This is a genomic window from Streptomyces sp. A0958, from assembly GCF_004795035.1.
GTDB lineage: Bacteria > Actinomycetota > Actinomycetes > Streptomycetales > Streptomycetaceae > Streptomyces.
The window spans coordinates 24,528-49,212 of the sequence record NZ_SSBK01000003.1 but is presented as its reverse complement, the minus strand read 5'-3'; the positions used below and the strand labels follow the sequence as shown (position 1 = coordinate 49,212).

Annotated in this window: 17 protein-coding genes; 12 read left to right on the top strand and 5 right to left on the bottom strand. The window is 74.7% G+C overall.

The genetic code is table 11. The features are described 5' to 3' along the window. Positions 1 to 97: 97 nt before the first annotated feature. Genes E6P78_RS03985 through E6P78_RS03950 form a run of 8 tightly spaced genes read left to right on the top strand, consistent with a single transcriptional unit; the run spans position 98 to position 10,989 of the window. Complete coding sequence (locus E6P78_RS03985) at positions 98 to 1,912, top strand: fatty acyl-AMP ligase (protein WP_240799038.1); 1,815 nt, start codon at positions 98 to 100, stop codon at positions 1,910 to 1,912. Next, on the top strand, positions 1,909 to 3,711 hold the full coding sequence (locus E6P78_RS03980; protein ID WP_240799037.1) for an acyl-CoA dehydrogenase: 1,803 nt from the start codon (positions 1,909 to 1,911) through the stop codon (positions 3,709 to 3,711). Before E6P78_RS03985 ends, E6P78_RS03980 begins: the two co-directional genes overlap by 4 nt. 15 nt (positions 3,712 to 3,726) lie before the next feature. Beyond that, positions 3,727 to 4,047: an acyl carrier protein gene (locus tag E6P78_RS03975; protein ID WP_136202095.1), complete on the top strand. Its 321-nt coding sequence runs from the start codon at positions 3,727 to 3,729 to the stop codon at positions 4,045 to 4,047. Further along, the gene (locus tag E6P78_RS03970) at positions 4,047 to 6,983 is read left to right on the top strand and encodes a type I polyketide synthase (RefSeq protein WP_136202094.1); all 2,937 of its coding nucleotides are present in this window, start codon (positions 4,047 to 4,049) and stop codon (positions 6,981 to 6,983) included. The genes E6P78_RS03975 and E6P78_RS03970 overlap by 1 nt, the downstream gene beginning before the upstream one ends. Further along, positions 6,980 to 7,993 carry a 3-oxoacyl-ACP synthase III family protein gene (locus E6P78_RS03965; RefSeq protein ID WP_136202093.1) on the top strand — a complete coding sequence of 338 codons (1,014 nt, stop codon included), beginning with the start codon at positions 6,980 to 6,982 and terminating at the stop codon, positions 7,991 to 7,993. The genes E6P78_RS03970 and E6P78_RS03965 overlap by 4 nt, the downstream gene beginning before the upstream one ends. Before the next feature lie 7 nt (positions 7,994 to 8,000). Then, a complete protein-coding gene (locus E6P78_RS03960) occupies positions 8,001 to 9,890 on the top strand; it encodes an HAD-IIIC family phosphatase (RefSeq protein WP_136202092.1) in 1,890 nt (629 codons plus the stop codon). After that, positions 9,887 to 10,132, top strand: a complete 246-nt coding sequence (locus E6P78_RS03955) for a phosphopantetheine-binding protein (RefSeq protein WP_136202091.1) — start codon at positions 9,887 to 9,889, stop codon at positions 10,130 to 10,132. Before E6P78_RS03960 ends, E6P78_RS03955 begins: the two co-directional genes overlap by 4 nt. After that, positions 10,129 to 10,989, top strand: a complete 861-nt coding sequence (locus E6P78_RS03950) for a 4'-phosphopantetheinyl transferase superfamily protein (protein WP_136202090.1) — start codon at positions 10,129 to 10,131, stop codon at positions 10,987 to 10,989. Before E6P78_RS03955 ends, E6P78_RS03950 begins: the two co-directional genes overlap by 4 nt. Before the next feature lie 23 nt (positions 10,990 to 11,012). Here E6P78_RS03950 and E6P78_RS03945 read toward each other — a convergent pair whose 3' ends face one another. After that, complete coding sequence (locus E6P78_RS03945) at positions 11,013 to 12,005, bottom strand: LuxR C-terminal-related transcriptional regulator (RefSeq protein WP_240799036.1); 993 nt, start codon at positions 12,003 to 12,005, stop codon at positions 11,013 to 11,015. A gap of 272 nt (positions 12,006 to 12,277) precedes the next feature. Between E6P78_RS03945 and E6P78_RS32655 the strand changes: the two genes are divergently transcribed. Next, entirely contained in the window at positions 12,278 to 12,430 is a 153-nt protein-coding gene (locus E6P78_RS32655; protein WP_168712554.1) for a hypothetical protein, read from the top strand. 22 nt (positions 12,431 to 12,452) lie between these two features. On the opposite strand, the gene E6P78_RS03940 is transcribed toward E6P78_RS32655, so the two are convergent. After that, positions 12,453 to 13,172 carry a 4'-phosphopantetheinyl transferase superfamily protein gene (locus tag E6P78_RS03940; RefSeq protein ID WP_136202088.1) on the bottom strand — a complete coding sequence of 240 codons (720 nt, stop codon included), beginning with the start codon at positions 13,170 to 13,172 and terminating at the stop codon, positions 12,453 to 12,455. A gap of 292 nt (positions 13,173 to 13,464) precedes the next feature. Here E6P78_RS03940 and E6P78_RS03935 point away from each other — a divergent pair, with 292 nt between their 5' ends. The 3 genes from E6P78_RS03935 (at position 13,465) to E6P78_RS03925 (ending at position 18,297) form a co-directional block, all read left to right on the top strand. Further along, complete coding sequence (locus E6P78_RS03935; RefSeq protein ID WP_240799035.1) at positions 13,465 to 14,310, top strand: metallophosphoesterase; 846 nt, start codon at positions 13,465 to 13,467, stop codon at positions 14,308 to 14,310. Positions 14,311 to 14,437: 127 nt separating this feature from the next. Then, positions 14,438 to 17,161, top strand: coding sequence for a LuxR family transcriptional regulator (locus tag E6P78_RS33810; RefSeq protein WP_346765550.1), 2,724 nt, complete (start codon positions 14,438 to 14,440; stop codon positions 17,159 to 17,161). A 176-nt stretch (positions 17,162 to 17,337) separates the two neighbouring features. Then, on the top strand, positions 17,338 to 18,297 hold the full coding sequence (locus E6P78_RS03925) for a polyprenyl synthetase family protein (RefSeq protein WP_240799034.1): 960 nt from the start codon (positions 17,338 to 17,340) through the stop codon (positions 18,295 to 18,297). Positions 18,298 to 18,303: 6 nt separating this feature from the next. Here E6P78_RS03925 and E6P78_RS03920 read toward each other — a convergent pair whose 3' ends face one another. The 3 genes from E6P78_RS03920 to E6P78_RS03910 are packed head-to-tail and all read right to left on the bottom strand — an operon-like array spanning position 18,304 to position 24,682. Beyond that, a complete protein-coding gene (locus tag E6P78_RS03920; protein ID WP_240799033.1) occupies positions 18,304 to 19,998 on the bottom strand; it encodes an AMP-binding protein in 1,695 nt (564 codons plus the stop codon). Next, entirely contained in the window at positions 19,989 to 22,226 is a 2,238-nt protein-coding gene (locus tag E6P78_RS03915) for a LuxR C-terminal-related transcriptional regulator (RefSeq protein ID WP_136202087.1), read from the bottom strand. The genes E6P78_RS03920 and E6P78_RS03915 overlap by 10 nt, the downstream gene beginning before the upstream one ends. After that, entirely contained in the window at positions 22,217 to 24,682 is a 2,466-nt protein-coding gene (locus tag E6P78_RS03910; RefSeq protein ID WP_136202086.1) for a BTAD domain-containing putative transcriptional regulator, read from the bottom strand. Before E6P78_RS03910 ends, E6P78_RS03915 begins: the two co-directional genes overlap by 10 nt. Positions 24,683 to 24,685 lie beyond the last annotated feature (3 nt).

Below are 24,685 nucleotides of genomic sequence, written 5' to 3'. Positions count from 1 at the left end.
CGGGGCGCGCAAGCGAACCTTAAGGGCCTTTGCGGAGGATCGGCGGGAACGAGGGCCGCACCATCCACGGGCCCGCAGACGCGAGGGGATGCCGCGGATGTCAGAGTCACGCTTCGCCACCTTCACCGAACTGCTCCGCGCCCGGACGGCCGAACTCGCCGACGAGGACGTCCACGTCTTCCTCCGGGACACCGCGGACGGCCCGGTGGCCGAGCACCTCACCTACGGAGAGCTCGACCGGGAGGCGAGACGCATCGCGGCCTGCCTCCAGAGCTACGGAGTGACCGAACAGCCCGTGCTGCTCGCCTACTCCTCGACCGTGGAGTTCCTCAAGGCCTTCGCGGGCTGCCTGTACGCGGGAGCCGTCGCGGTCCCCGTCCCGCTGCCGGGCGAGGCCGGCCGCGACAAGCGCCTCAACCGCACCACCGCCGTCCTCAAGGACACCGGCGCGGCCGTCGTCCTCACCGAGACCTCCGCCGCGCCCGAGGTCGCGCTGTGGCTCGCCCGCAACACCCGCTCCACCGCCGAGTGCCTGGTCACCGACGTGGCCGAGATCGGCGACCCGGAGGTCTGGCGGCCCGTCGCCGCGCGCCCGGACGACCTGGTCTTCCTCCAGTACACCTCCGGCTCGGTCTCCGAGCCGCGCGGAGTGACGGTCTCGCACCGCAACCTCCTCGCCAACCAGGCCACCCTGCGGAACCTGCTGCACACCACCCGCGAGGACGTCTTCGGCAGCTGGCTGCCCTACTTCCACGACATGGGCCTCGTCGCCCACCTGCTGCACCCGGTCTACCTCGGCAGCCACAGCGTCCAGGTCACCCCGCTCTCCTTCGTCAAGCGCCCCCTGCGCTGGCTCCAGGCCATCGACCAGTACGGCGTCACCGTCGGAGGCGGCCCCAACTTCTGCTACGACCTGTGCGTCCACCGCGTCAAGGACGAGCAGATCGCCGCCCTGGACCTGTCCCGCTGGCGGCTCGCCCTCAACGGCGCCGAGCCGGTCCGCGCCGAGAGCCTGGACGCCTTCGCCGAACGCTTCGCGCCCGCCGGCTTCCGCTCCGAGGCGCTGCGCCCCTGCTACGGCCTGGCGGAGGCCACGCTCGTCGTATCCGGCGGCGAGCCCGGCACCCCGCACGTGCGCAAGGAGTTCGACACGGCGGCGCTTGAGCAGGACCGGGCCGTCGGCGCCGACGGTACGGAGGAGGGACGCCGCACCCTCGTCGGCTGCGGTGTCCCCGTGGACATGGACGTACGGATCGTGGACCCGCTGACCCACCACGAGCTGCCGCCCGGCGCCGTCGGCGAGATCTGGATGCGCGGCTACAGCGTCGCCCGCGGCTACTGGCGGCGCCCCACCGAGACCGTGCGCACCTTCCGCGCCAGCCTCAACGACGAGGAGAGCAACTTCCTGCGCACCGGCGACCTCGGCATGCTGGTCGACGGGGAGCTGTTCGTCACGGGGCGGCTCAAGGAAGTCATCATCATCAACGGCCGCAACGTCTACCCGCAGGACATCGAGTGGGCCGCCCGGACCGTGAGCCCCGCCCTGACCTTCGGCGCCGGGGCCGCGTTCTCCGTGGACGCCGGACGCGAGCACCTGGTCCTGGTCCAGGAGGTGCGCGGCGTCGGCAGCACCGAACTGCGCACCGTCGCCCAGAAGATCCAGGCCCTGATCGGCCAGGAATTCGAGATCCCGGCCGGCAACATCCTGCTCGTACGCCCGGGCGCCGTCCGCCGCACCAGCAGCGGCAAGGTCCAACGCACCCTGATGCGCACGCTCTTCCTCGACGGTGTGGTGCGCGGCGAGTACGAGGTGCTGACCCCCGACGTGTGGGCGCTGGCCCGCGCCGAGGACGTGCTGTTCGGGGGCGATCTGCTGCGGCCGGAGGGAGCCGACGGGGGAAGGCGGTGGTGACGACCCTGCCCACCGGCCTGACCGCCGACCCGCGCACCGGCCTTCCCGCCGAGCCTTCCGCGGCGCCCGAGGTCGCCGCGCGGCGGCGTGAGAGCGCCGTCCGGGCCCGGGTCGCCGAACTGGAGGACCTGCTCGGCGACCCCTCCGACCCGGCCAACCCGGCCGGCTACACCGCGCTCCTCGAAGCCGACCGGGCCGCGGTGCCCTTCGCCGAGGGGGAGGCGCTGCTCGACCGGTTCGGGATCGTCGACGAGTACGTGCCGCGCTCGCTCGGCGGCCGGCTCGACGCGATGGACACCCTGGTGAGGGTCATGCGCCCGGTCATGCGCCGGGACGTGGGTCTGGCCATCGGGCACGGCATGACCACCTTCATGGCCGCCTCCGACGTCTGGACGACGGGCAGCGACCGGCAGCGGAAGTGGCTGGCCGGGCTGCTGCGCAAGGGCGGCCGGGCGGCCATCGCCCAGCACGAGACCGCGCACAGCAACGACTTCGTCCGCAGCCAGGTCACCGCCCGCCGCAGCCCCGGCGGTTACCTGATCAGCGGCGGCAAACCGCTCGTCAACAACCTGGAACGGGCCGGGGCGCTCGTCCTGTTCTGCCGCACCGACCCGGCCCCCGGCAGCCGCAGCCACTCCGTGCTGCTGCTGGAACCCGGGCAGCTGTCGGACGCCCGCGCGGCCGTCACCGCCCGCAGGACCCCCGTCGGGCTGCGCGGCTGCCGGTTCGCCGGGGTGGAGTTCGACGACTGTCCGGTGCCCGACTCCGCCCTGCTGGGGCCCGAGGGCAGCGGCATCGAGACCGCGCTGCGCTCCTTCCAGATCAGCCGCACCGTGATCGCCGGGACCGCCGTCGCCGCGCTCGACACCAGCCTGCGCACCGCCGTCCGCATCGACCGCGAGCAGTCCGGCGGCTGGCAGGGCCGGGGCATCGACGGCAGCCGCACCGGCGCCGCCCTCACCAACGCCTTCGTCAGCCTGCTGCTGTACGACGCGCTCGCGGTGGTCGCCGCCCGCGCCCTGCACCTGCTGCCCGCCGAGACCAGCGTCAGCTCGGCGGCGCTCAAGTACCTCATGCCGCGCGTCCTCAGCGAGACCATGTACGACCTGTCGATCGTCCTGGGCTCCGACTTCTACACCCGCGAAGGCACCCTGGGCATCTTCCAGAAACACGTCCGGGACGTGCCCGTGATGAGCCTCGGCCACGCCGGGACCGTCGCCTGCCAGGCCACCGTCATCCCGCAGATGCCCCGGCTCGCCCGCCGCTCCTGGTTCATCGAGGACGAGGCGCCCGCCGGGCTCTTCCGGCTGGACGGGGACCTGCCGCCGCTGCGCGCCGACCGGCTCGCCCTGGCCTGCGGCCGGGACTCGCTGAGCGCGTCGCTGCTCGCCGTCGCCGCGCGCATCGAGGGCCACGGCCCCGTGGAACGCGCCCTGCGCACCCTGGCGGGCCTGCTGGTCGAGGAGTTCCGGGACGTGCGCGGCCGGGTGCTCAGGCTGGAGGCGGCGGGCGGGGCCAGCAGCGCGCAGCCCGCGAAGTTCGCCCTCATGGACCGGTACACGCTGCTGCTGGCCGCGGCCGCCGTGCTCGGTGTCTGGGACCAGGCGCGGTACGGCCCCGACCCGTTCCTCGCCGACCCGTCCTGGGCCGCCGCCGCGCTGCACCGCATCTGCCGCCGGCTCGGCACACGTGTCACCGACCTCCCCCCGGAGTGCGAGACGCGCATCCGGCACGAGGTCCAGCTCCGCTTCTCCACCCGGGCCAGCTACGACCTCTACTCGACCCCGATTCCGGGTTGACCGAAGGAGTCCGCCATGACCATCCCCACCGGCCGGCACGCCGTGGCCGCCGACACCGCGAAGGCCGACGGCGTGTACGAGTGGCTGTCGGCACGCCTCTCGCTCTACCTGCGGCGGGCACCCGAGACCATCGACCCCACCGTGCCGCTCGCCGAGTACGGCATGGACTCGGTGGCGGCCCTCAGCCTCTGCGGCGACCTGGAGGAGGAGTTCGGGCTCGACGTCGAGCCGACCCTGCTGTGGGACTTCCCGACGGTCACGAGCCTGGTGCGCCATCTGACCGCCGTGCTGCCGGACGCCCCGGTGGACGCGGTTCCCGTGCGGGACCCGCGCTGATGGGGGACATCGCCGTCGTCGGTATCGACTGCACGTTCCCCGGAGCGGCGGGCGTGCAGGCGTACTGGGACCTGCTGACGGGGGGCAGGGCCGGCATCGGCCCCGTCCCCGCACAGCGCTGGGAGGCGCGGGAGCACCCCGCGGTCGGCGACAGCGGCGGTTTCATCGACGACGCCGATGTCTTCGACAGCGACTTCTTCTCCATCACCCCGCGCGAGGCCGCCGCCATGGACCCGCACCAGCGGCTGCTGCTGCCGTGCGCCTGGCGGGCCCTGGAGGACGCGGGCCGCGCCCCCGGCGACCTCGCGGGCACCGGCACCGGCGTGTTCGTCGGCGTGATGGGCGGCGAGTGGGGCCGCCTCACCATGAGCGACCTCGCCCGCGTCACCCCGCTGCTCGGCGCGGGCAGCAGCGCCGGGATGGCCGCCAACCGGATCTCGTACCACTTCGACCTCACCGGGCCGAGCCTCGCCGTCGACACGGCCTGCTCCTCCTCGCTCGTCGCCGTCCACCTCGCCGCCAACTCCCTGCTCGCCGGGGAGTGCGACACTGCGCTCGCCGGTGGCGTCAACATCGTGCTGTCGCCCTCGCTGGGCCTGGTCTACGGGCAGCTCGGGCTGGCCGCCGCCGACGGGCGCTGCAAGCCGTTCAGCGCCGACGCGGACGGCATCGGCCGCAGCGACGGCGTCGGCCTGGTCGTGCTGCGCCGGCTGGAGGACGCCCTCGCCGACGGATCACGGATCTACGCCGTGCTGCGCGGCAGCGCCGTCAACCAGGACGGCCGCAGCAACGGGATGATCGCCCCCAACCGCTGGTCCCAGGAGCGCGTCCTGAACGCCGCCTACAAGCGGGCCGGTGTCAGCCCCGCCGAGGTCGCGTTCGTGGAGGCCCACGGGACGGGGACCGTGCTCGGTGACGCCATCGAGTGCGCCGCCCTCGGTTCGGTGCACGGCGTCCCGCGCGAGGCGCTCTGCGCGATCGGCTCGGTCAAGGGCAACCTGGGCCACACCGAGGGCGCCGCCGGTATCGCCGGGTTCATCAAGACCGCGCTGGCCCTGCACCACCGCATCGTCCCCGCCAGCCTCTTCGCGGAGCGCGAGAACTCCCGGCTGCGCCTGGGCGAGCGCGGCCTGCGGCTGATGAAGTCGGCCACCCGGCTGCCGCGCGGCGAGATCCTGGCCGGGGTCAGCAGCTTCGGCATAGGCGGTACGAATGCCCACGCCGTCCTCGCCAGCGCCCCCAGGGCGCCGCGCGCCGTCCCCGCCCGGGCCCGCGCGGACGCCGGGGCGGCCGGGGTCTTCACGGTCAGCGCCGACACCCCCGAGGCCCTGCGCCGCAACCTCGCCGCCCAGGCCGACGCGCTCGCCGCCCGGCCCCGGGGCGGGGCGGCCGCCCTGTGCCGGAGCAGCAACCGCGTCAAGACCGGGCTGCCGCACCGGTTCGCGGTCACGGCGCGCGACACCGGCGCACTCGTGGACGCGCTGCGCCGGGCCGTGGAGCAGCGGACCCCCGCGCCGGGCGAGGTGCGTCCGGCGGGCGACCGCCCGTGGGGCCGGCCGGTGGTGGCGTTCCTCTTCACCGGCCAGGGCAGCGAGTTCCCCGCGATGACGGCGGGCCTGTACCGCGAGTCCCCGGCCTACCGCCGCCACCTGGACGAGGCCGACCAGGCACTGGCCGTACACCTGGGCGCCTCGGTGCGCGAGGCGATCCTCGGCGGCGAGGAGTGGGCCGGCCGGCCCGAGCTGGTCCAGCCCGCCCTGTTCGCCGTCGGCTACGCCCTCGCCCGCACCCTGACCGGGCTGGGCGTCATCCCGGCCGCCGTGCTCGGCCACAGCCTCGGTGAGTACGCCGCAGCCGTCACGGCCGGGGTCCTCGAACCGGACGAGGCCGCCCGGCTCGTGGCCCTGCGGGCCCGGCTGACGGCCGCGCTGCCCGAGGGGGGCTCCATGCTCACCGCCGCCGCCGGTGCGGACGTGGTGGCCCCGGTCCTGGCGGCGGAGCCCGAGGTGGTGGCCGGTGCGTTCAACGGGCCGGCCGACACCGTGCTCTCGGGTCCTGTGGATGCGCTGGCCCGGGTCGGCAAGAAGCTCGCCGGACTCGGGGTGCGGACCAGGGAGCTGGCCTCCCCGTACGCCTTCCACTCACCCCTGATGGCCCCGGTCGCCGCCGGACTGCGCGCCGGTCCCGTGCGCTGTGCGCCCGCCGCGCTGCCGGTGGCCTCGACCCGGTACGGGCGGATGCTGCGCGAGGAGCCCATGGACGCCGGCTACTGGGCCGGTCAGACCGAGGAGCCCGTGCTGTTCGACGCCGCGCTCGGCGCACTGGTACGCGACATCGCCCCGACCCACCTGATCGAGATCGGCCCGCAGCCGCAGCTCACCCGGATCGCCGCCCGCGCCGGAAGCCTGGGCGGCGCCGAACTCCTGCACCCCGCACCGGGCCCCGAGGGCACCGGCCGGGACCTGGCGGAGACGGTCGCCGCCCTGTACCGCTGCGGACTCGACCCGTCCTGGGACGAGTTGTACGCGCCGGGGCACCGGGTGACCGAACCGCTCGCCCCGTACGTGTTCTCGTCCGCGCAGCGCTACTGGGACCGGCCCCCGACACCCGCCGCCCCCGAGGTCGAGCGGCGGCCCGTGTCGGAACCGGGCCCCGTGGTTTCACGTGAAACAGGCGGCGAGGACCCGGTGCTCGACGCCGTGGTCGAGGCCGTCACCGAGGTCGGCGGCTACCCCGTGGAACGGGTGGTGCGCGAGGCCCGTTTCCACGAGGACCTGGGCTTCGACTCGGTGATGATCATGCAGCTCAAGAACCGGGTGGAGGCCCGGCTCCCGAGGGTCGGAGAGGTGTCGGTCCAGCAGATGCTGCCGGCGCTGCGCTCGGTCGGTTCGCTGGCCGAGTTCCTGGACGGCGTGATCATGGCGAGGTCGGCATGACGGATGTCCATATCGCCGCGACCGGCACGGCGCTGCCCGGCGACCCGGTCGACAACACCACGCTCGCCAAGATGCTCGGCGCCAGCAAGGAGTGGATCGACCTCTTCGTCGGCACCCGGACCCGCTACTTCGGCTGGGACCCGGCCACCGGCCAGGTGCACGGTTCGCTGGCCGACCTGTGCGCCGAGGCCGCCGCCCAGGCCGTGCAGGCGTCCGGGCTGGGCCTCGCCGACATCGAGTTCCTGGTCCTCGCGACCGCCACCCCCGACACGCTGCTGCCGACCACCGCGACCGAGGTCGCCGACCGGCTCGGCCTCGACCACCTGCCCGTCTACCAGATCCAGGCCGGCTGCTCCGGCGCCGTCCAGGCCCTCGACCTGGGCCGCAGCCTGATCCTGGGCGGCCGGCACGCCGGGCTCGTCATCGGCGGCGACGTCACGCACCGCTTCCTGTCGCCCAGGCAGGACGCGGCGAAGATCCCCACCGGGGAACTCGTCAACTACGTCCTGTTCGGAGACGGGGCCGGCGCCGCCGTCCTCACCGCCGAACCGGAGGGCGAGCGGATCGCCGTACGGTCCGTGCTGAACTCCTGGACCGGACGCGGCCGGCGCCCCGGTCAGCTCCTCGACTGGTACGGCACCACCGACCGCGACTCGGACCGGCCGATGCTCGCCGAGGACTACAAGGCGATCGAGGAGCACGTGCCGCCGATCGCCTCGGAAATCCTCTGGGAGCTGCTCGGCGGCCTCGGCTGGAGCCTGGACGACATCGGCTTCCTGCTGCCGCCCCAGCTCTCCGAACGGATGACCGCCCGCATCGTGGACCGGCTGCCGCAGAGCCCCGCCCGGACGATCTCCTGCGTCGCCGACACCGGCAACACCGGCAACGCTCTGCCGTTCCTCCAGCTCGACCGGCTATTACCCGAACTCGGGGAAGGCGACCGGGCAGTGGGCCTGTGCGTGGAATCCAGCCGGTGGATCAGAGCCGGGTTCGCCCTGGAGAAGGTATGAGGTGGGGATGACCACGGGACTGGACCAGCTGCGCGACCTGCGTAGACGCGGTCTGCTGGAGAAGGCGTACGACCAGGTCGCGACCGCGCTCGCCCAGGAGGAACCGGGTGGCGCACGGGCCGACGCCGCGGCGGCGGGACGGCTGCTCGCCGGCCTCGACCCCGGTGCCGTACTGAGCCACCACCCGGCGACCCCGGTCGTCACGGTCGCCGTCACCGGCCAGTCCACGGTCGGCCAGGTGCTCGACCCGCTGCGGGGCGAACTGGCCCGCCACGGACTGCTCCTGCGCCCGGTACTGGGCGAGCACGGCACGTATCTGCGCGACCTGACCGACCCCGCCGGGGAGCTGCACGCGGCCGGGCCCGACCTCACCCTGTGCCTGCTGGACGCCGAGACCGTCTTCTCGCAGGTACCGGGGGTGTGGCGGCCCGAGGACGTGGAGGTGGCTGCCGCCGACGTACTGGCCAGGTGCGCCACGCTCGCGGACGCGGCGCCGGGCACCCTGGTCCTCAACACCCTGCCGCTGCCGTGGACGTACAGCAGGCAGCTCATCGACCACCGCTCCCGGGCCCGGCTCGGCGCGGTCTGGCGGGAGTTCAACGCCCGCCTCCTGCGGCTCACCGAGCGCTCGCCGGCACCGGTGGTCATCGACCTCGATCCGCTGGTGGCCGAGGGCGGGCCGGTCACCGACCCCGGCCTGGCCCGGTACGCCAAGGTGCAGCTCGGCGCGCCCCTGCTCGCCGGGTACGCCCGCGAGGTCGCCCACCTGGCCCGCGCCCTGCGCGGCGCGACCCGCAAATGCCTGGTGCTCGACCTCGACCACACCCTGTGGGACGGGGTACTCGCAGAGGAGGGGCCCGACGGCATCGCCGCCGCGGGCACCCTGCGCGGGGAGGCCTTCGGCGCCTTCCAGACCTGCGTCAAACAGCTCGCCTCCCAAGGCGTGCTCCTCGCCGTGAGCAGCAAGAACGACCCCGACGAGGTGACGCGGGTGCTCACGGACCACCCCGATCTCGTGCTGCACGAAGGGGACTTCGTCGCGGTCAACGCCAACTGGGAGCCCAAGGACGGAAACCTCGCCGACATCGCCCACCAGCTGGACCTGGGCACCGACGCGCTGGTCTTCGCCGACGACTCACCGGCCGAGCGGGCGCAGGTGCGCCACGGTCTGCCCGAGGTGGCCGTGGTGCCGCTCGACGGGGAGCCCGCGACGCATGTGGCGCGGCTGTTGGCGGACGGCTGGTTCGACGCGCCGAGCCTGACCGAGGAGGACCGGGCCAGGACCGGCGAGTACCGGGCCCGCCGGGAACGCCGGGAGCTGCATGCGGGCGCGGGCTCGCACGAGGAGTTCCTGCGCGCCCTGGACGTCCGGCTGGAGGTCGGCCCGCCGCAGCCCCACGAGGCGGCCCGGATCGCGCAGCTGACCCTGCGGACCAACCAGTTCAACCTGGCCGGGGGCGGTCTCACCGAGGCGGCCGTGGCCGAGGTGGAGGCCGACGCCGCACGGCAGGTGCTGGTGGCCCGCTGTGCGGACCGGTTCGGGGACAACGGCCTGGTCGGCGCCGCGCTGATCACCGAGTCCGGGGGGCGGTGGCACCTGGACAACCTGTGGCTCAGCTGCCGGGTGCTCGGCCGGGGCGTCGAACACGCCTTCCTCGCCGTACTGTTGAGTAGAGCCAGGCGCCTCGGACTGAACGCGGTGGGCGCCCGCTACGTACCCACCGCCCGTAATCACCGGGCCCGGGACCTCTATCCGTCCTGTGGGTTCGCCGCCCGTGAACTGCCCGAGCCGGGGGAACGCGGGGACGGGGCATCGGAGTACCGCCACGACCTGACGGTGCTGCCGGAGATCCCCGGCCACATGTGTGTCACCGAGTCCGGAAAGGCACCCCGATGAGCGCCGTAGACCTGGTGGGCCTCGACGCGTTCCTGCGGCTCGTGGGCGACGACCTGGGCCTGGACGTGGAGGGCCCCGCCGGAGCGGACCTGGCCCTCACGGACGTGCCCGGCTGGGATTCGCTGAACCTGCTCCGGCTGGTGGCCCTCCTGGAGGAGTCCGGCCACCACGTTCCGGTGCACCGTCTGCTGGAGGCGCGGAGCCTCCGGGACATTCACACCCTCGTGAAGGAGTACGCATGACCGCCCCGGGCAGCCTCACGCTCGGTTCACCGCTCGGTGAGCCCGTCGCCGTGATCCCCGGAGGCGACTCCTGGAACAGAGTCAGGGACGACCTCGCCACCCACGGCAGCGCCCTGGCCTACGCCTGGCTGAAGGACCTGGAGCCCGCGGTGCCCGCGGGCGACGACCTGCGCGAACTGCTCGGCCGGGACTGGACGCGCTACCTCGACCTCACGCACTCCGACGTACGCAACCGGTACGTCGCCTCGCGGATGCTGCTCAAGCACGCGGCGGGGGCCGTACTCGCCAGTGAACCGGCCGACCTGGAGCTGGCGTACGGGCCCACCGGCCGCCCGTATCTGCGCGGCTGCGACCAGATCGACATCAGCCTCAGCCACACCGAGGACCTGCTGCTCGTCGGGCTGACCACCTGCGGGCTGATCGGCGTGGACGCCGAGCGGGCCGACCGCGACATGTACGGCGGCGGGCTCGTCCGGCACATCTGTACGCCGTACGAGGCGGTGCTGCTGTCCGGGATGCCGGAGAAGGAGCGCAACGGCGCCCTGGTGCGGCTGTGGACGCTGAAGGAGGCCTACAGCAAGGCGATCGGGCAGGGCATGCAGTTCCGCTTCACCGAGTTCGGCTTCGGACCGGACGGCCGGCCCGTCCGTGTGCAGCGGCCCGACGGCACGGCGGGCACCGGCGAGGAGTGGGCCTTCCGCACCTTCCCGCTGGAGGACGGTTACGTGGTCAGCGCGGCGGTGTACGACGCGGGGTTCGGCAAGCTGCAGGACGCCCATGTCACGACGATGCTCGACCAGGACTGCGTGGACGCGATCACCCAGGCGCTGGACGAGGAGGAGGACACCGGCGCGTGAGGTGCGGTGCGGCGGTGCCCCGGTCAGAACGGCCGCGTGGCCCTGTCGCCGGTGAGCATTTCCTGCCGGGCGGCGTTGTACCCCGCCTGGAACCGGCTGGTGGCCTCCAACTGCTCGGTGATCTCCGCGATATGGCGTCGGCAGGTGCGTACGGACATGCCGAGCCGGCGGGCGACCATCTCGTCCTTGTAGCCCTTGGTCATCAGCCGGATGATCGACCACTTCAGCTCGTCGGTGGAGGTGGGGGAGCGCTGCGACTCCACGACGTACGGGGACGCGCCCTCCCACAGGTATTCGAAGACGGAGCAGAGGAACGCCACGAGGGTGGGCTCGCGGACGACGGCCGCGCCCGGGGTGCTGCCCTCCTGGGCGGACCGTTCCGGCAGGAAGGCGACTTCTCTGTCGTAGATGATCAGCCGGTCGATCACCTCGTCGGCGGTCCGGACCTCCGCGCCCTGCGTCGTGACGTCGCGGACGTAGGAGCGGGTGGGCAGGTCGTTGCGCGCGGTGTGCTGGTAGATGGTCCGGATGCGGACCCCGCGCGACAGGATGGACAGGGCGCTCGCCCGGGCGTCGTTGAGGATGTCCGCCCGGCGCGCGCCGCCCGGCTGGACGGTGATCAGCTCGCTCTTGCAGTTCTGCCCGAGGTGGTCCAGCAGGGCCTGGATGCGCGACGGGTCGCTGATGACGTCGAACGCCTCCAGGTGGTTGCGCACCCGGCGGCCCTCGAAATACAGCGGGGTCAGCGACATCAGCTTCGCGCGGACCTCGGTGACGGCCTGCTGGAGGTCGCGGATCTGGCGCTCGGCGGGGCCCACGAGGGAGGCGGCGGCGGCGTCGGGCGTGACGGGGGTCAGCTGGTGCGAGTGACCCGGCACCGACTGGAGCAGCCGGACCCCTGACAACACGCTCTCGACCCGGGCGACCTCGTCGTGCGTGAGCGACAGGTCCTTGGCAATCCGTTCCCGGTCGAAGCGGCCGCACTCGACGGCGAGACCGTATGCCGCAGCGCTCACGTCATCCAGTTCGGCAAAGCCCGAATCTGCGTACTCCCCTTGGAACACGCCAGCCCCCACTGGTCGGTGTAATTGCTGCAACGTAACTTTACGCCAACGTGAAGCACTTGGCGCGAATGATCGGTATCCGAGACTCTTTTCCCGTAGCCGGGGGCCTCCAAAGGCGGAGGTTTCGGGTGAAGGAGTAGGCAGAGGGAAGTCTCATTCGTCGACCGAGGGGAGTCGCAATGGCAAGCTATGGCAAAGAATCTATGGTTCTCTTGACTTTGCTGATGGGTGTACTTCTGGCCGTTTTGGGGGGGCAGTTCATGTCGGGCCTGTCGCAGGGGACGTCCGTCCGCACCGGCGTGAGCGCGGCGGGCACGGCCTCGACGGGGCTCCTCCAGGTCAACCTGGACAGGCCGCAGGACGACCGCTGGGACTGACCATCCCGCCGGTCGCGACGACTCAGCCGATGCTCCCCGCAGCGCACATGCGGGGAGCATCGCCGTGTGCGGCCCCGGCCGGCCTGCGGGCGGGCACGGCGATGGCGCTCACCAGCACCCCGTTCTGGGCGGACCAGCGCCCGCTGAACGTGGTGGGACCGGCCGGGGAGAGCTCGTCGGGGCCCGGCAGCAGCCGGGCGTGGAAGGTCTCCTGCGCCGCGTCCATGCTCACCAGCGCGTCGGTGAAGTCCAGTTCCTGCCCGGTGAGCGGGAACCATGCCTTGTACACGGCCTCCTTGACGGAGAACAGCAGCCGGTCCCAGGCGATGCCCGGCACCGCCCACTCCAGCTCGCGGGTCCGGCGCAGCTCCTGCGGCAGCGCGATCGACTCCAGCACCCCCGGCCGCAGCGGCGCGTTGGGCTCCGCGTCGATCCCCACCGACAGGAAGTCCCGCTCACGGGCGAGCGCCACGCCCCGGAAGCCCGTGCAGTGCGTCATGGACCCCACCACCGAAGGGGCCCACTGCGGAACCCCGCGCCGACCCGGCAGTACGGCGGCCGGTGCCACCCCGAGCGCCCCCATCGCCTGCCGGGCGCACCACCGCACCGTGCCGAACTCCAGCCTCCGCTTGGGGACGGCGTTGCTGATCAGGGACTCCTCCTCCGGGAAGAGGAACACGTCGGCCGGGTCGGCGGTGGCCTCGGCGGTGGCGACGGTCGAAGGCAGGAGCTTCGTGAGCACGGCAGGTCCTTCAGGTCGGGGCGTCGGGTGGACGCTTCCCACGCTCCCGCCGCCGCCCCGCACCGGCCGGCGCGAAGGCCCCCGGCCGGCCGGACCGGCCCGCTGAACCGGCGTTTCCTGCCAGCCCGCTGCCATCCGCGCACCCGGGCCCGGCCCGCCTGCGGGCCTGCTGCCACCGGGCGGCACCCCCCTTGCCATGGCCCTGCTATCCGTCCGCCCCCTGGTAACGTCCCGTCAACTGAGGGGTCGGGGCGGGGTGTTCGCGGCGGAGCCGGCCGTCCAGCCTGGGTGAATGGCGCACGGAAACCTCATGGGCATCAGCGATCTCCATGTCGCATTCCCGGAGAACCGCCGGATCGTCGAGGGGCTGTATCCCGACACCCCCGCCGACTGGCTCATCGTCGCCGGCGACGTGGGGGAGTCCCCCGACGATCTGCGGTGGGTGCTCGATTTGCTCACCCGGCGCTATGCGGCGGTGATCTGGGCACCGGGAAACCACGATCTGTGGACGCTTCGCGATGATCCTGTGTCGCTGCGTGGAGACTCTCGGTATCGGAGATTGGTCGAAATCTGCCGCTCGTACGGAGTGCACACCCCGGAAGACCCGTACCCGGTCTGGTCCGGACCGGACGGCCCGCTGGTCGTGGCCCCCCTCTTCCTGCTGTACGACTACAGCTTCCGCACGCCCACCGCCGCCACCAAGGAACAGGCCCTGGAACAGGCGTACGAGGCCGGCGTGGTGTGCACCGACGAGTTCATGCTGCACCCCGACCCGTACCCCTCCCGCGAGGCCTGGTGCCGGGCCCGGGTCGCGGCCACCGAACAGCGCCTGGCCGCCTGCGACCCCGAGCTGCGCACCGTGCTGGTCAACCATTTCCCGCTGGTCCGCACACCCACCCGGATACTGCGGCACCCCGAGTTCGCCCAGTGGTGCGGCACCGAGCTGACGGCCGACTGGCACACCCGCTTCCGGGCCGCCGCGGTCGTCTACGGGCACCTTCACATCCCGCGCACCACTTGGTACGACGGAGTGCGCTTCGAGGAGGTCTCCGTCGGCTACCCCCGCGAGCGGCGCCAAAGGGGCCAGACACAGGTCGGGGCCCGCCGTATCTTTCCGGCCGTCGCAGGGGATTGCTGACTGGCAGGTTCCGGACACCGTGAGAGCGGCGGACCGGACCCTAGACTGAAGCTGGATTGCTTCTCAAGCACTGCTCGATCGGTCCTGTATCCGGTTGCATTCCATTTTATTTACCAAACGCCGGAACATGGGCATGGGGGATCTCATGGTGTTGTTCCGTCGCGCCGAAGAACTATCTCTACTGGAAAAACTGATCGAAGGGTGCGGGGAAGGGAATTCCGGACTGCTCCTCATCGAAGGGGCGGTCGGCTGCGGGAAAAGTGAATTCCTGGAAACCGTGGCGGTAAATTCCGAGAAACGTGGCGGAATCGTGCTGCGGGGAATGGCCACCGCCGAGGAACGGCGCCATCCGCTGGGCGTGCTGCGCCAGCTGACCGCCGACGCCCCGGCCGGCGCCCTGCCGCCCCTCCCCTCCTCGCCCGCCGAGGCGGGCCGGGTCGGGGCCATGCGGCAGTTCGCCTCCGCCGTACGCGAGCTGAGCTCCACCGCGCCCGTGGTGGTCTGCGTGGACGACCTGCACCACGTCGACGAGCTCTCCGGCCGCTACCTGCTCCACCTCGCGCGCGGCACCCGCGAGGCCAAGGTGCTCCTCGCCCTCACCGAGTCCGTCCACGAGCACGGCGACGACCCGCTGCTGCGCACCGAACTGCTGCGGCTGCCCCACTTCTCGCGCCTGCGGCTGGAGCGCTTCACGCCCGAGGCGGTCCGGGCGATGCTCCCCGACCGCACCGAGGCCGAGACCGCCCGGCTGCACCGGGCCGGCGGCGGCAACCCGCTGCTGCTGCGCGCCCTGCTCCAGGACCCCGGCGCCCACCCCGGCGAGGCCTACACCCAGGCGGTACTCGCCTGCCTGCACCGCTGCGGACCCGCCACCACCGCCCTGACCGAGGCCATCGCCGTACTCGACGCCCTGGCGGGCGCCCCGCACGTCGCCCGCCTCGCCGGCACCACCGAACCCACCGCCGCCCGTGCGCTCGCCGCCCTGGAGGACGCCGGACTGCTGAGGCGCGGGCGCGGCTTCTGCCACCCCGCCGCACGGGCCGCCGTCCTCGAACGGATGGAGCCCGACGCCCGCCGCGCCCTGCACCGGGAGGCCGCCCTGCTGGCCCGTGCCGCCGGCGCCCCCGACACCGTTGTCGCCGCCCAGCTCCTCGCCGCGCGGCACACCGGGGAGGACTGGGCCCTGCCCGTCCTGCGCGCCGCCGCCGACCAGCTCGCGGCCGACGCCGCCCTGGACGAGGCGACCGCCCTGCTGACGCTCGCCCGTGACGGGTGCGCGGACGATGCCCGCCGCACCGAGCTGAGCGTCCGGCTCGGCGTCGTCACCGGGCGCACCGACCCGGCCGCCGCCGAACTCCATCTGGCCGAACCCCTGGCCGCCCTCGCCGCCGGCCGGCTGGAGCCGCGCGCGCTGGGCCCGCTGGCCCGCACCCTGGCCGCGCAGGGCCGCATCGACGAGTCGACGGAGGTGCTGGAACGGCTCGCGGCCGGTGAGGGCAGGCACCCGGGCGCCGAGCGCAGGCACGGCGACATCCCGGGCGACGACCCGCTCGACGGGCTCTCGGCGTTCCCCCAGTGGGGCGCGGCCGGGCGTCGCGGCGCCGGCGCGCCCAAACCGCACCCGGCGGGCCGCGCCGTCCGGGGGGCCGTCCACCCGGCGGCCCTGTGGGCGCTGCCCGCCGAGGCCGAGGAGGGGGCCGCCGCCCAGGCCGCCGAACTCTTCCTGCGCGGCGCGACCCTGGCCGAGGGCATGGTGGAGCCGGCCGTGCAGGCCCTGCGCACCCTGCTGTACCTGGAGGGTGCCGAGCGGGCGCTGCCGTGGTGCGAGACGTTCGCCGGTCAGGCGGCGGAGCGCGGCGCCACCGGCTGGCAGGCGGTCTTCGCGGGGCTGCTGGCCGAGGGCCGGCTGCGTCTCGGCGATCTGACCGGCGCCGCCGGCACGGCCGAGGAGGCCCTGCGCGCGGTGCCCGCCCGGGGCGGCGGGGTGCAGCTGTGCGCGCTGACGGCGACCCTGGTCCGGGCCCGCACCGCGATGGGGCGGCCCGAGGCGGCTGCCGCCGTGCTGAGCCGGCCCGTCCCCGACCGGCTGACCGGCAGCATCCACGGCCTGGCCTATCTGCGGGCCCGGGGCCACTACGCGCTGGCCACGAGCCGCTTCCACGCGGCGCTCGGTGACTTCCTGGACATCGGCCGTCACATGAAGCGCTGGGGCCTGGACCGGCCGAGGGTCCTGCCGTGGCGGGCCGACGCGGCGGAGGCGCTGCTCAGACTGGGCGAGACCCACCAGGCCGACCGCTTCCTGGCCGACCAGATGACCACGCGCGACGCCAACGACCCCTGGGTGCGGGGGATGTCGCTGCGGCTGCGGGCCTCCCTGCGCGAGCCGAAGGAGCGGCAGGCGATGCTCACCAAGGCCGTGGACGACCTGCACCGCTCCGGTGACCAGTACGAACTGGCCCGCGCGATGAGCGACTTCGGGCAGGTCCTGCGGGTGCTGGGGGAGCCGGCCCGCGCCGCCATGGTCAACCGCCGGGCCTGGCACGTGGCGAAGGCGTGCGGGGCCGAGGCCCTGTGTGTGAAGATCCTCCCCGGCCACACCGGCGAGGCCCCCGAGGCGGCGTCGGCGGCCGAGGCCCCGCACGCCGACCTGGTGGCGAGCCTCAGCGAATCGGAGAAGCGGGTCGCCCTGCTGGCCGTGCACGGCCACACCAACCGGGAGATCGCGCAGAAGCTGTACATCACGGTGAGCACCGTCGAGCAGCACCTCACCCGCGTCTACCGCAAGCTGGAGATCCCGGGCCGGCAGGCGCTCCCGGTCGACTTCCACCTGGGGGTGGCGGAGTTCATCTGACGGCATGGCAAGGTCGTAGCAGTCCGGCGCCGTGGTCCACCCGGCCATGGCAGGCAACTGGTATGCCCCGACCCCACATTCGCCGTGCGGACCCCCTGCCCGCGGGCCGAAGAGGTTCACCGGGGGCGGTGCCTGGAAGGTCGGTCATGAGGCCGTAGCCCACCAGGGAGGGCACCATGACCACCACACCCACGCATGGCCGGCCGGGGAGCGCGGCGACCCCGGGACAGCTGCGTGACGCCATGCTCGACCGGGTCGAGGAACGGCTCGCCCGCCTCCTCGCGGACGAGTCCCGGAGCCGCCGTACGGCCGATCCGCGCAGCGCGGTGCTGGTGGCGGGCGTGGCCGAGCTGGTCCAGGCCGGGGCCGAGCGGGCCCACCCCGTCATCTGCCTCACCGGCTACCTCGCGGCCGGCGGCGACCCGGCGGGCGAGGACGTGGTGGCCGCCTGCGCCGCCCTCGAACTCATCGACACCTGCCTGATGATCCGGGACGACGTCCGCAAGAACGCGACCCTGCGGCGGGGCATCCCCACCCTGCACATCAGCCACGCCGCCGAACACGAACGCAACGGCTGGCGCGGCGAGTCCCGCCGCTTCGGGGAGGGCACCGCCGTCCTCGCGGGCGACCTCGCCGTGGCCTACGGGGACCGCATCGCGGCCCGGCTGCCGTACCCGGCCCGGGAGTTGTGGGACAGCCTGCGCACCGAACGCACCATCGGCGCGCACGCCGAGGCCGCCGCCGCGACGGAGTACCTGGACGACGCCTGGCCGGGGCAGTGTCTCGACGGCTGCGGCGACGGCTGCGCGGCAGGCTGGTACGGGCTGCGCCACGCCCTGCTGATCGGCGCCGCTCTCGCGGGCCGGGACGATCTGCGCGAGCCGTACGAGGGGTACGCGCGCGCCCTGCACGCGGCCTGGCGGATTCGCGGATTCCTGCGGGGCGGGCCGGGCTTCGACGGCGACGCCCAGTTCCTGCGGGACATCTTCTTCGACGCGGAGGCCCGGGAGAAGGCCGAGGAGACCATCGCCGGGCTCCTCGCCCGCGCCGACGCGGCGGTGGCCGCCGCCCCCGTCTCCCCGCGCTGGCGCACCGAACTCGTCGCCTTCGCCCGCCGGGTGGCCGGCTGCGAATGACCTTCCTCACGCGGGGGACGGCCTCGGGCTGCCCGGGTGGGCGCGGAGCAGCCAGGAGCGCAGGGCGGCCCGGCGCAGCCTGCCGTGCTCGTCGCGGGGCAGCGCGCCGACGATCTCGAGGCGCGTCGGCAGGAACGCCTCGGCGATGCCCAGCGCGGTGAGGTGTTCGCGCAGCTCGGCCGGTCCGGGCGGCCGGTCCCAGGCGGCCGGCACCACCACCGCGCAGGGCAGCTCCCCGTGCTCCGGGTCGGTGTAGGCGACCACCGCCGCCTCGCCCACCCGGGGGTGGGTCAGCAGGCCCTCCTCCACCTCGGCGACCGGCACCATGAAGATCGCCCCGGTCCGGGTCCCCGCCCTGGCCAGGACCCGGATGCCGCCCCCGGCGTCCGTCGTCGCGAGGTCGCCGGTGTCCAGCCAGCCGTCCCCCTCCTCCCAGGTGGCCACGGGTGCCGCGACCCCGTGCCGCCAGGTCGCCAGGGCCACGGAGGGGCCGCGGACCCGGAGCGTAGCGGGGTCCGTACCGCCCTCGGCCAGCACCTCCAGACCCCGCAGCAGCCCGGCGCCCCCGGCCCCCTCCGACAGGGCGCCCATGCCCAGCTCCGGCGCCCCCCACGCGGAGAGCACCGACACCCCGAACACCTCCCGCAGCTCGGCCGCCAACGGTTCCGGGGTGCTGGTGCGGCCCCCGGAGAGCACCAGCCGCAGCCGGTCCAGGTCCCGGGGCCGCTGGCGCCGGGTGGTGAGCAGTTCGGCGAAGTAGGCGGGTTCCGCGTACACCTGGTCGACCCCGGCGTCCGCCATCAGGTCCAGGCACCGGCCGGGGTCCCACACGTCCTGCCAGACACCCGTACCGCCGACCGCCAGCGGCCAGCACACGGTGTAGATCAGCGAGGCCAGCGAGGTCAGCGGCAGGGTGCTGAGGAAGACCTCGCCGGGCCGTTGCCCCGGCCCCTCGGGGTGGTGCTGGGCGGAGATGTTGGCGTACAGCGTGTCGGGGGAGTGCAGCACGGAGGTGTAGGCGTCCCGCAGCCCCATCACGCTGATCAGCAGCGCGGGCCGGTCGGCGCGCCCCGGCAGCGGCCGGCCGCGCCGGCCCGCCCCGGTCCGTTCGTGCGGGGTGCGGGCGAAGTACGCCGTGAAGTCGATGGCCCCGGTCGCCGCCGCGTCCCCCAGCACCACCCGGTGGCGCAGCCAGGGCAGCCCGGGGGCGAGATCCGCCAGGGCCTCGGCGTGCGCGAAGCCCTCCCAGGTGTCGGGGACCACGCACACCCGGGCCCGGGTTCCGTCCAGGATTCGCCGGAGCCCGTGTGCCCGTACGGTCGGCAGTACGGGCACGGCGAGCGCCCCGGCCCGCCAGCAGGCCAGGGTGAGGGCGGCCGTCTCCCACCAGTTCGGCAGCTGGTAGGCGACCGGATCGCCCGGCGCGACCCCGAGCGAGGCCAGGGCGGCGGCGAACCGGTCGACGTACACGGCGAGCTGTCCGTACGTCACGGTGGTCCGGCGCCTGCCCTCCGGGCGCAGCACCCGCTCCGCGACGATCGCCGGCCGCCCCGGCGCACCGGCCGCGGTGCGGCGCAGGTCGTCCAGGAAGGTTTCCTCGCGCCACCACCCGGCCGCCCGGAACCGCCGGACGACCTCGTCGGGTGCGGTCAGCTCCAGGACGCGGCGCTCCGCCGTGCCGGTGCCCCGGGTCAGGCCCATCGCCCCACCGCCCCGGCCACCTGCACCCGCGAGCTGCACCCGAGCCGCCGCATCACCTGGCGGACGTGGTTGACCACGGTCCACTCCGAGATGTCGAGCCGGGCCGCGATGTGCCGGTTGGTCAGGCCCTCCGCGACCAGGAGCGCCACCTGCGCCTGGCGCGGGGTGAGGGACTGCGCCTCGGCCGCCGCCCCGGCGACCGGGCGGCGTGAGGGGGCGGGCGAGGACAGCGCCTCGGCCACCGCCGTCGGCGCGGACATCCGCACCCCCTCCGCCCAGGCGGTCGCGAAGTCCGGCCAGTCCAGCCGGGCGCCCAGTTCCGTACGGGCCTGCTCCGCCTTCGAGCGCCACTCCTGCGGGACCTCGGCGCCGGTCCGCTGCCGCAGCACGTCGGCCGCCGCGAGCAGCCGCACCGCCCGGGGCCGCTGCGCGGGCTGGGTGCGGAGTAGCAGCAGCGCGAACTCCTCCAGCAGACCAGGGAGTTCGGTGCGTTCGTCGATGGCCTGGTACAGCCGCAGGGCTTCCCTCAGCGCGGTCTCGGCCCGCTCCGGCTCGTCGCCCTCCAGCGCCGTCGCGGCCAGCGCCCGCAGCGTGGCGGCGAGCCCCCGCCCGTCCCGGATGCGGCGGAAGGTCTCCTCGGCCCTCTCCAGCATGTCCTGCGCCTTGCGCCGGTCGCCCTCGGCGTGCAGGGCGGCGGCCAGCGCGACCGCCGCCTCGGCGGTGGGCCCGGTGACACCCATCGTGGACAGCGCGCTGTGCGCGGTGACCAGCACACTCCGCGCCGCCGCCGCGTCACCGGACCGCAGCAGGGCGGTGCCCAGGCTCAGGGAGGCGAGCGCGTTCTGCCGGCGGTCGCCCACGCTCTTGCCGAGGGCGAGGGCGCGCCGGTGGCGGCGTACGGCCTCCTGCGGGTCGCCCAGCGCCAGCGCGAACACCCCGGACAGGTCGGCGAGACGGGCCCGCAGCGCCTCCGGGAGCTGCTGCCCCCGCCCTTCGGCCACCGCGTCGCACCACTCCAGGCCCTCCCGCAGCCGCCCCTGCGCCAGCCAGGGCAGCCGGCAGCCCAGCACCAGCACCGCGGCCGCCTCGCCGTCGCCCCGCTCGTGCAGGCGACGCAGCGCCGCCAGGACGTTCGGGCTCTCGGCCGCCGCCTCCCGCAGCACCCGGTCCTGGCCGGTCCCGGCGAGCCCCGGCAGCGCGGCGGCCACCAGCCGGCGGTAGCGCTCGGCGTGCGCGTCCGCCGCCGCGTCCGCGCCGTCCGCCTCCGCCGCCCGGGCGCGCGCGTGGGACCGTACGGGCTCCGGCACCGCGAGCCGCAGTTCGCCGCGCTCCTCGCCGACCACCGTGAGCAGCCCCCGGTCCATCAGGGGCTCCAGGCCCTCCTCCTCGGCGAGCCCGGCGGCGGCCAGGCCGAAGCCCGGCTCGTACACCGAGAGCCGCCCCAGCAGCGCGCCGGCCGCCGGGTCGAGACCGCGGCAGCTCCACTCGGCGAGCGCGGCGAGCGAGCGGTGCCGGGCGGGCGCGTTCACCGGGCCGCCCGCGAGGACGGTCGTACGGCCGCGCAGCCGGGCCGCGAGCAGATGCGGCGGAAGCAACCGCAGGCGCAGCGCGGCGAGTTCGAGGGCGAGGGGCAGGCCGCCGAGCAGGGTGCAGATCTCCGCGACGGCCCCGCTGTTCTCCAGGGTCAGCGCGAACGACGGGTCGGCGTCCCGGGCCCGGCGCACGAAGAGCGCCACCGAGGCCACGCCGTGCGGGTCCTCGCGTTCGCCGTCCCCGGGCACCGGCAGCGGGTCGAGCGGCAGCAGCTGCTCCCCGTAGACCCCGAGCGGTTCGACGGCGGTGGCCAGCACCACCACGCGCGGGTCGTCGGCGAGGTCCACGACGGCCCCGGCGGCGGCCTCGCGGGCCTCGTGGTCGCAGCCGTCGAGCAGCAGGAGGACCCGCGAGCCCGGGGCCTCGCCGGCGCGGCCCCCGGTGCGTGCCCGCACGAGCGCCCGCAGCGCGTCGGGCCCGCTGTCGCCGGGCGCCGCCGCGTCGAGCGCCACCACCCGGCCGAAGGCGTCGCCGAGTTCCCGTACGGCCTCCCGGGCCAGCCGGGTCTTGCCCACACCGGCCCGTCCGGTCAGCGTCACCAGCCGCACCGACGGGTTCAGCAGCCGCTCCCGCAGCGCGGCGGTTTCGAGTTCCCTGCCGACGAGACCCGTATCCGGGCCGAGCGCTACCGACATGGTTCTCCCCAGGTGGGGGACGGCCCGGTGAACGGGCCGCCCTGATGAATCCGCCAGAGCCCGGGCCGTATCTCCACGGCCCCGAAACCCGCCCCCGGGCCCTCGGCAGGGGTGTCCAGCGCCCGCAGCGAGCGCCGCGCGTACATCCGCAGCCGGGGGTCGTCCAGCGCGCCCGCCAGCGTCAGGCACTCGTCGAACCACACCCGGGCCGCCTCCGGGCCGTCCTGGGCCAGCGCCACCAGGGCCCGTGCCCGCGCCGCCTCGTAACGGCCCCTGGGGTGGCCGGGCGCGGACAGGACGGTTTCCAGCAGCCCCGCCGCCTCACCGGCCGCCCCGCCGTCCAGGAGGAGTTCGGCCAGGCCCACCACCGCCTGCCCCGCCTCCTCCTCGTCGCCGCACTCCCGGGCCAGCTCCAGGGCCCGCGCGAACAGGTCCCGGGCGCGCTCGGAGCGCCGGTAGCGGGAGGCGAGTTCGGCGAGCAGCCGCAGCATCCGGGCCTCGGCCGAGCGGTCGGCGCACCGCCGCGCTGCGTCCAGGGCCAGCGCGTAGCACCCCTCCTCGGCGTCCGCGTCGGGCTGCGCGCACCCGGCGAGGCCGTCCGTCAGCCGTACCGTCAGCCCCCACAGCCCGGCGTCGTACGCGGTGCGGGCCAGCCGGGCGAGGCCGGGCGCGTCCGGCCCGGTGGCGCGCCGGGGCTCCGCCGCGTCCCGCGCGTACGCGAGGCACACCCGCCGCACCGCGGCCCGGACGCTCACCGGGTCCTCCTCGTCGGCCAGCCGTTCGGCGGCGAGCAGCCGCAGCAGCTCGGGCAGCCGCCACGCGTCCCGGTCCGCCTCCACCAGCCGGTCGTCGGCCAGCCCTTCGAGCGCGGCGAGCGCCCGCGCCTCGCTCAGGTCCAGGGCGGCGGCGGCCCGCGCGGCGTCGAAGGGGCCCGGCGGCAGCAGGGACAGCAGCCGGAACTCCCGGCGCCGCCCGTCCGCGCTCTGTTCGTACGCGGCCAGGAGCCGGGCCCGTACGTCGATGTCGCCGGTGCGCAGCGCGTCGAGCCGGCCGTCCTCCGCGCGCAGCCGAACGGTCAGCGTGGCGCAGGTCCAGTGCGGCCGGGCCGCGAGCTGGGCGGCGGCGGCCCGCACGGCGAGCGGTAGCCGGCCGCAGAGTTCGGCGACGGCCCCGGCCTCCTCGGCGGTGACCCGGCCGCTCTCGCCGTGCCCGTCGAACAGCCGCACCAGCTGCCGGGTCTCCTCCGGGCGCCACGGCCCGAGGAGCACCGTGCGCAGCCCCGGCAGCCCGGCCGGCACCCGGCGCGCGGTGAGCAGCACGGTGTACCCCAGCGGCAGCAGCGGCCTCACCTCGGCCTCGGAGGTCACGCCGTCCACCACGAGCAGCGCCCGGCGGCCCTGCGCGGGTGCGGGGCGCGTCGGGCCGGCGCCGCCGCCCAGGTCCCAGAAGCGCAGGCCGCCGGGGAAGGCGTCGGCGGCCCGGTGCGCGGCCTCGACCGCCAGGGCCGTCTTCCCGGCGCCCGGCATGCCCGTCACGGCGACGACATCGCCGCCCGTGTCCGAGGCCGACCGCAACAGCCGCTCCACGGCGCCGAGTTCGTCGGCCCGCCCGACGAACAACGGGTCGCGGGCGGGCAGCGCGGTGTCCCCGCCCGGAACGCCGCCGCCCGGGCCGCCGACGCCACCGGCCGGCTCGGGCCGCGCCAGAGCGGGGTCGCCCTCCAGGATGAGCCGCTGGAGCCTGCGGGACCTCGGGCCCGGTTCGATGCCCAGCTCCTCGACCAGGGTCTGCCGCAGCTGCGTGAACACCCGCAGCGCCTCGGCCTGCCGCCCGCACCGGTAGAGCGCCACCATCAGGTGCGCGTGGAACTCCTCGCGCAGCGGGTACTCCGCCGCCAGCTCGTGGAGTTCGGGTACGAGTTCCCGGTGCATCCCGAGGTGCAGCTCGGCCCGGACCCGCTCGTCCAGCGCCGTGGTCCGCGCCTCGTCCAGCCGTACCGCCGCGCCCTCCAGCAGCGGCCCGTGCGGGATGTCCCCGAGCAGCGGCCCCCGCCACAGGACGAGCGCCCGGCGCTGGAGGTCGGCGGCGGCGGCGAAGTCCCCGTCGTGCAGGGCCCGGTGGCCACGCCGGGTCAGGTCGAGGAAGGCGGTGGCGTCGAGCTCGTCCGGGGTGACCCGCACCAGGTACCCCGGGCGCCGGGTCAGCAGCGTCTCCGCGCCGTGGTGCGGATCGGCGGTGCGCAGCGCCTTGCGCAGGTGGGACACGTACACCTGGAGCGTCGTCGGGGCGGTGCGCGGCGGGGAGTCGGGCCACAGCTCGTCGATGAGGCTGTCCACCGACACGACCTCGTTCGCGCGGACCAGCAGCGTCCCCAGGACACCCCGCAACTTGGCGGCCTGCGGCGCACCGCCGCTGACCTCCAGAGGACCCAGGATGCCGAAACGCACCGCGCTCATGGC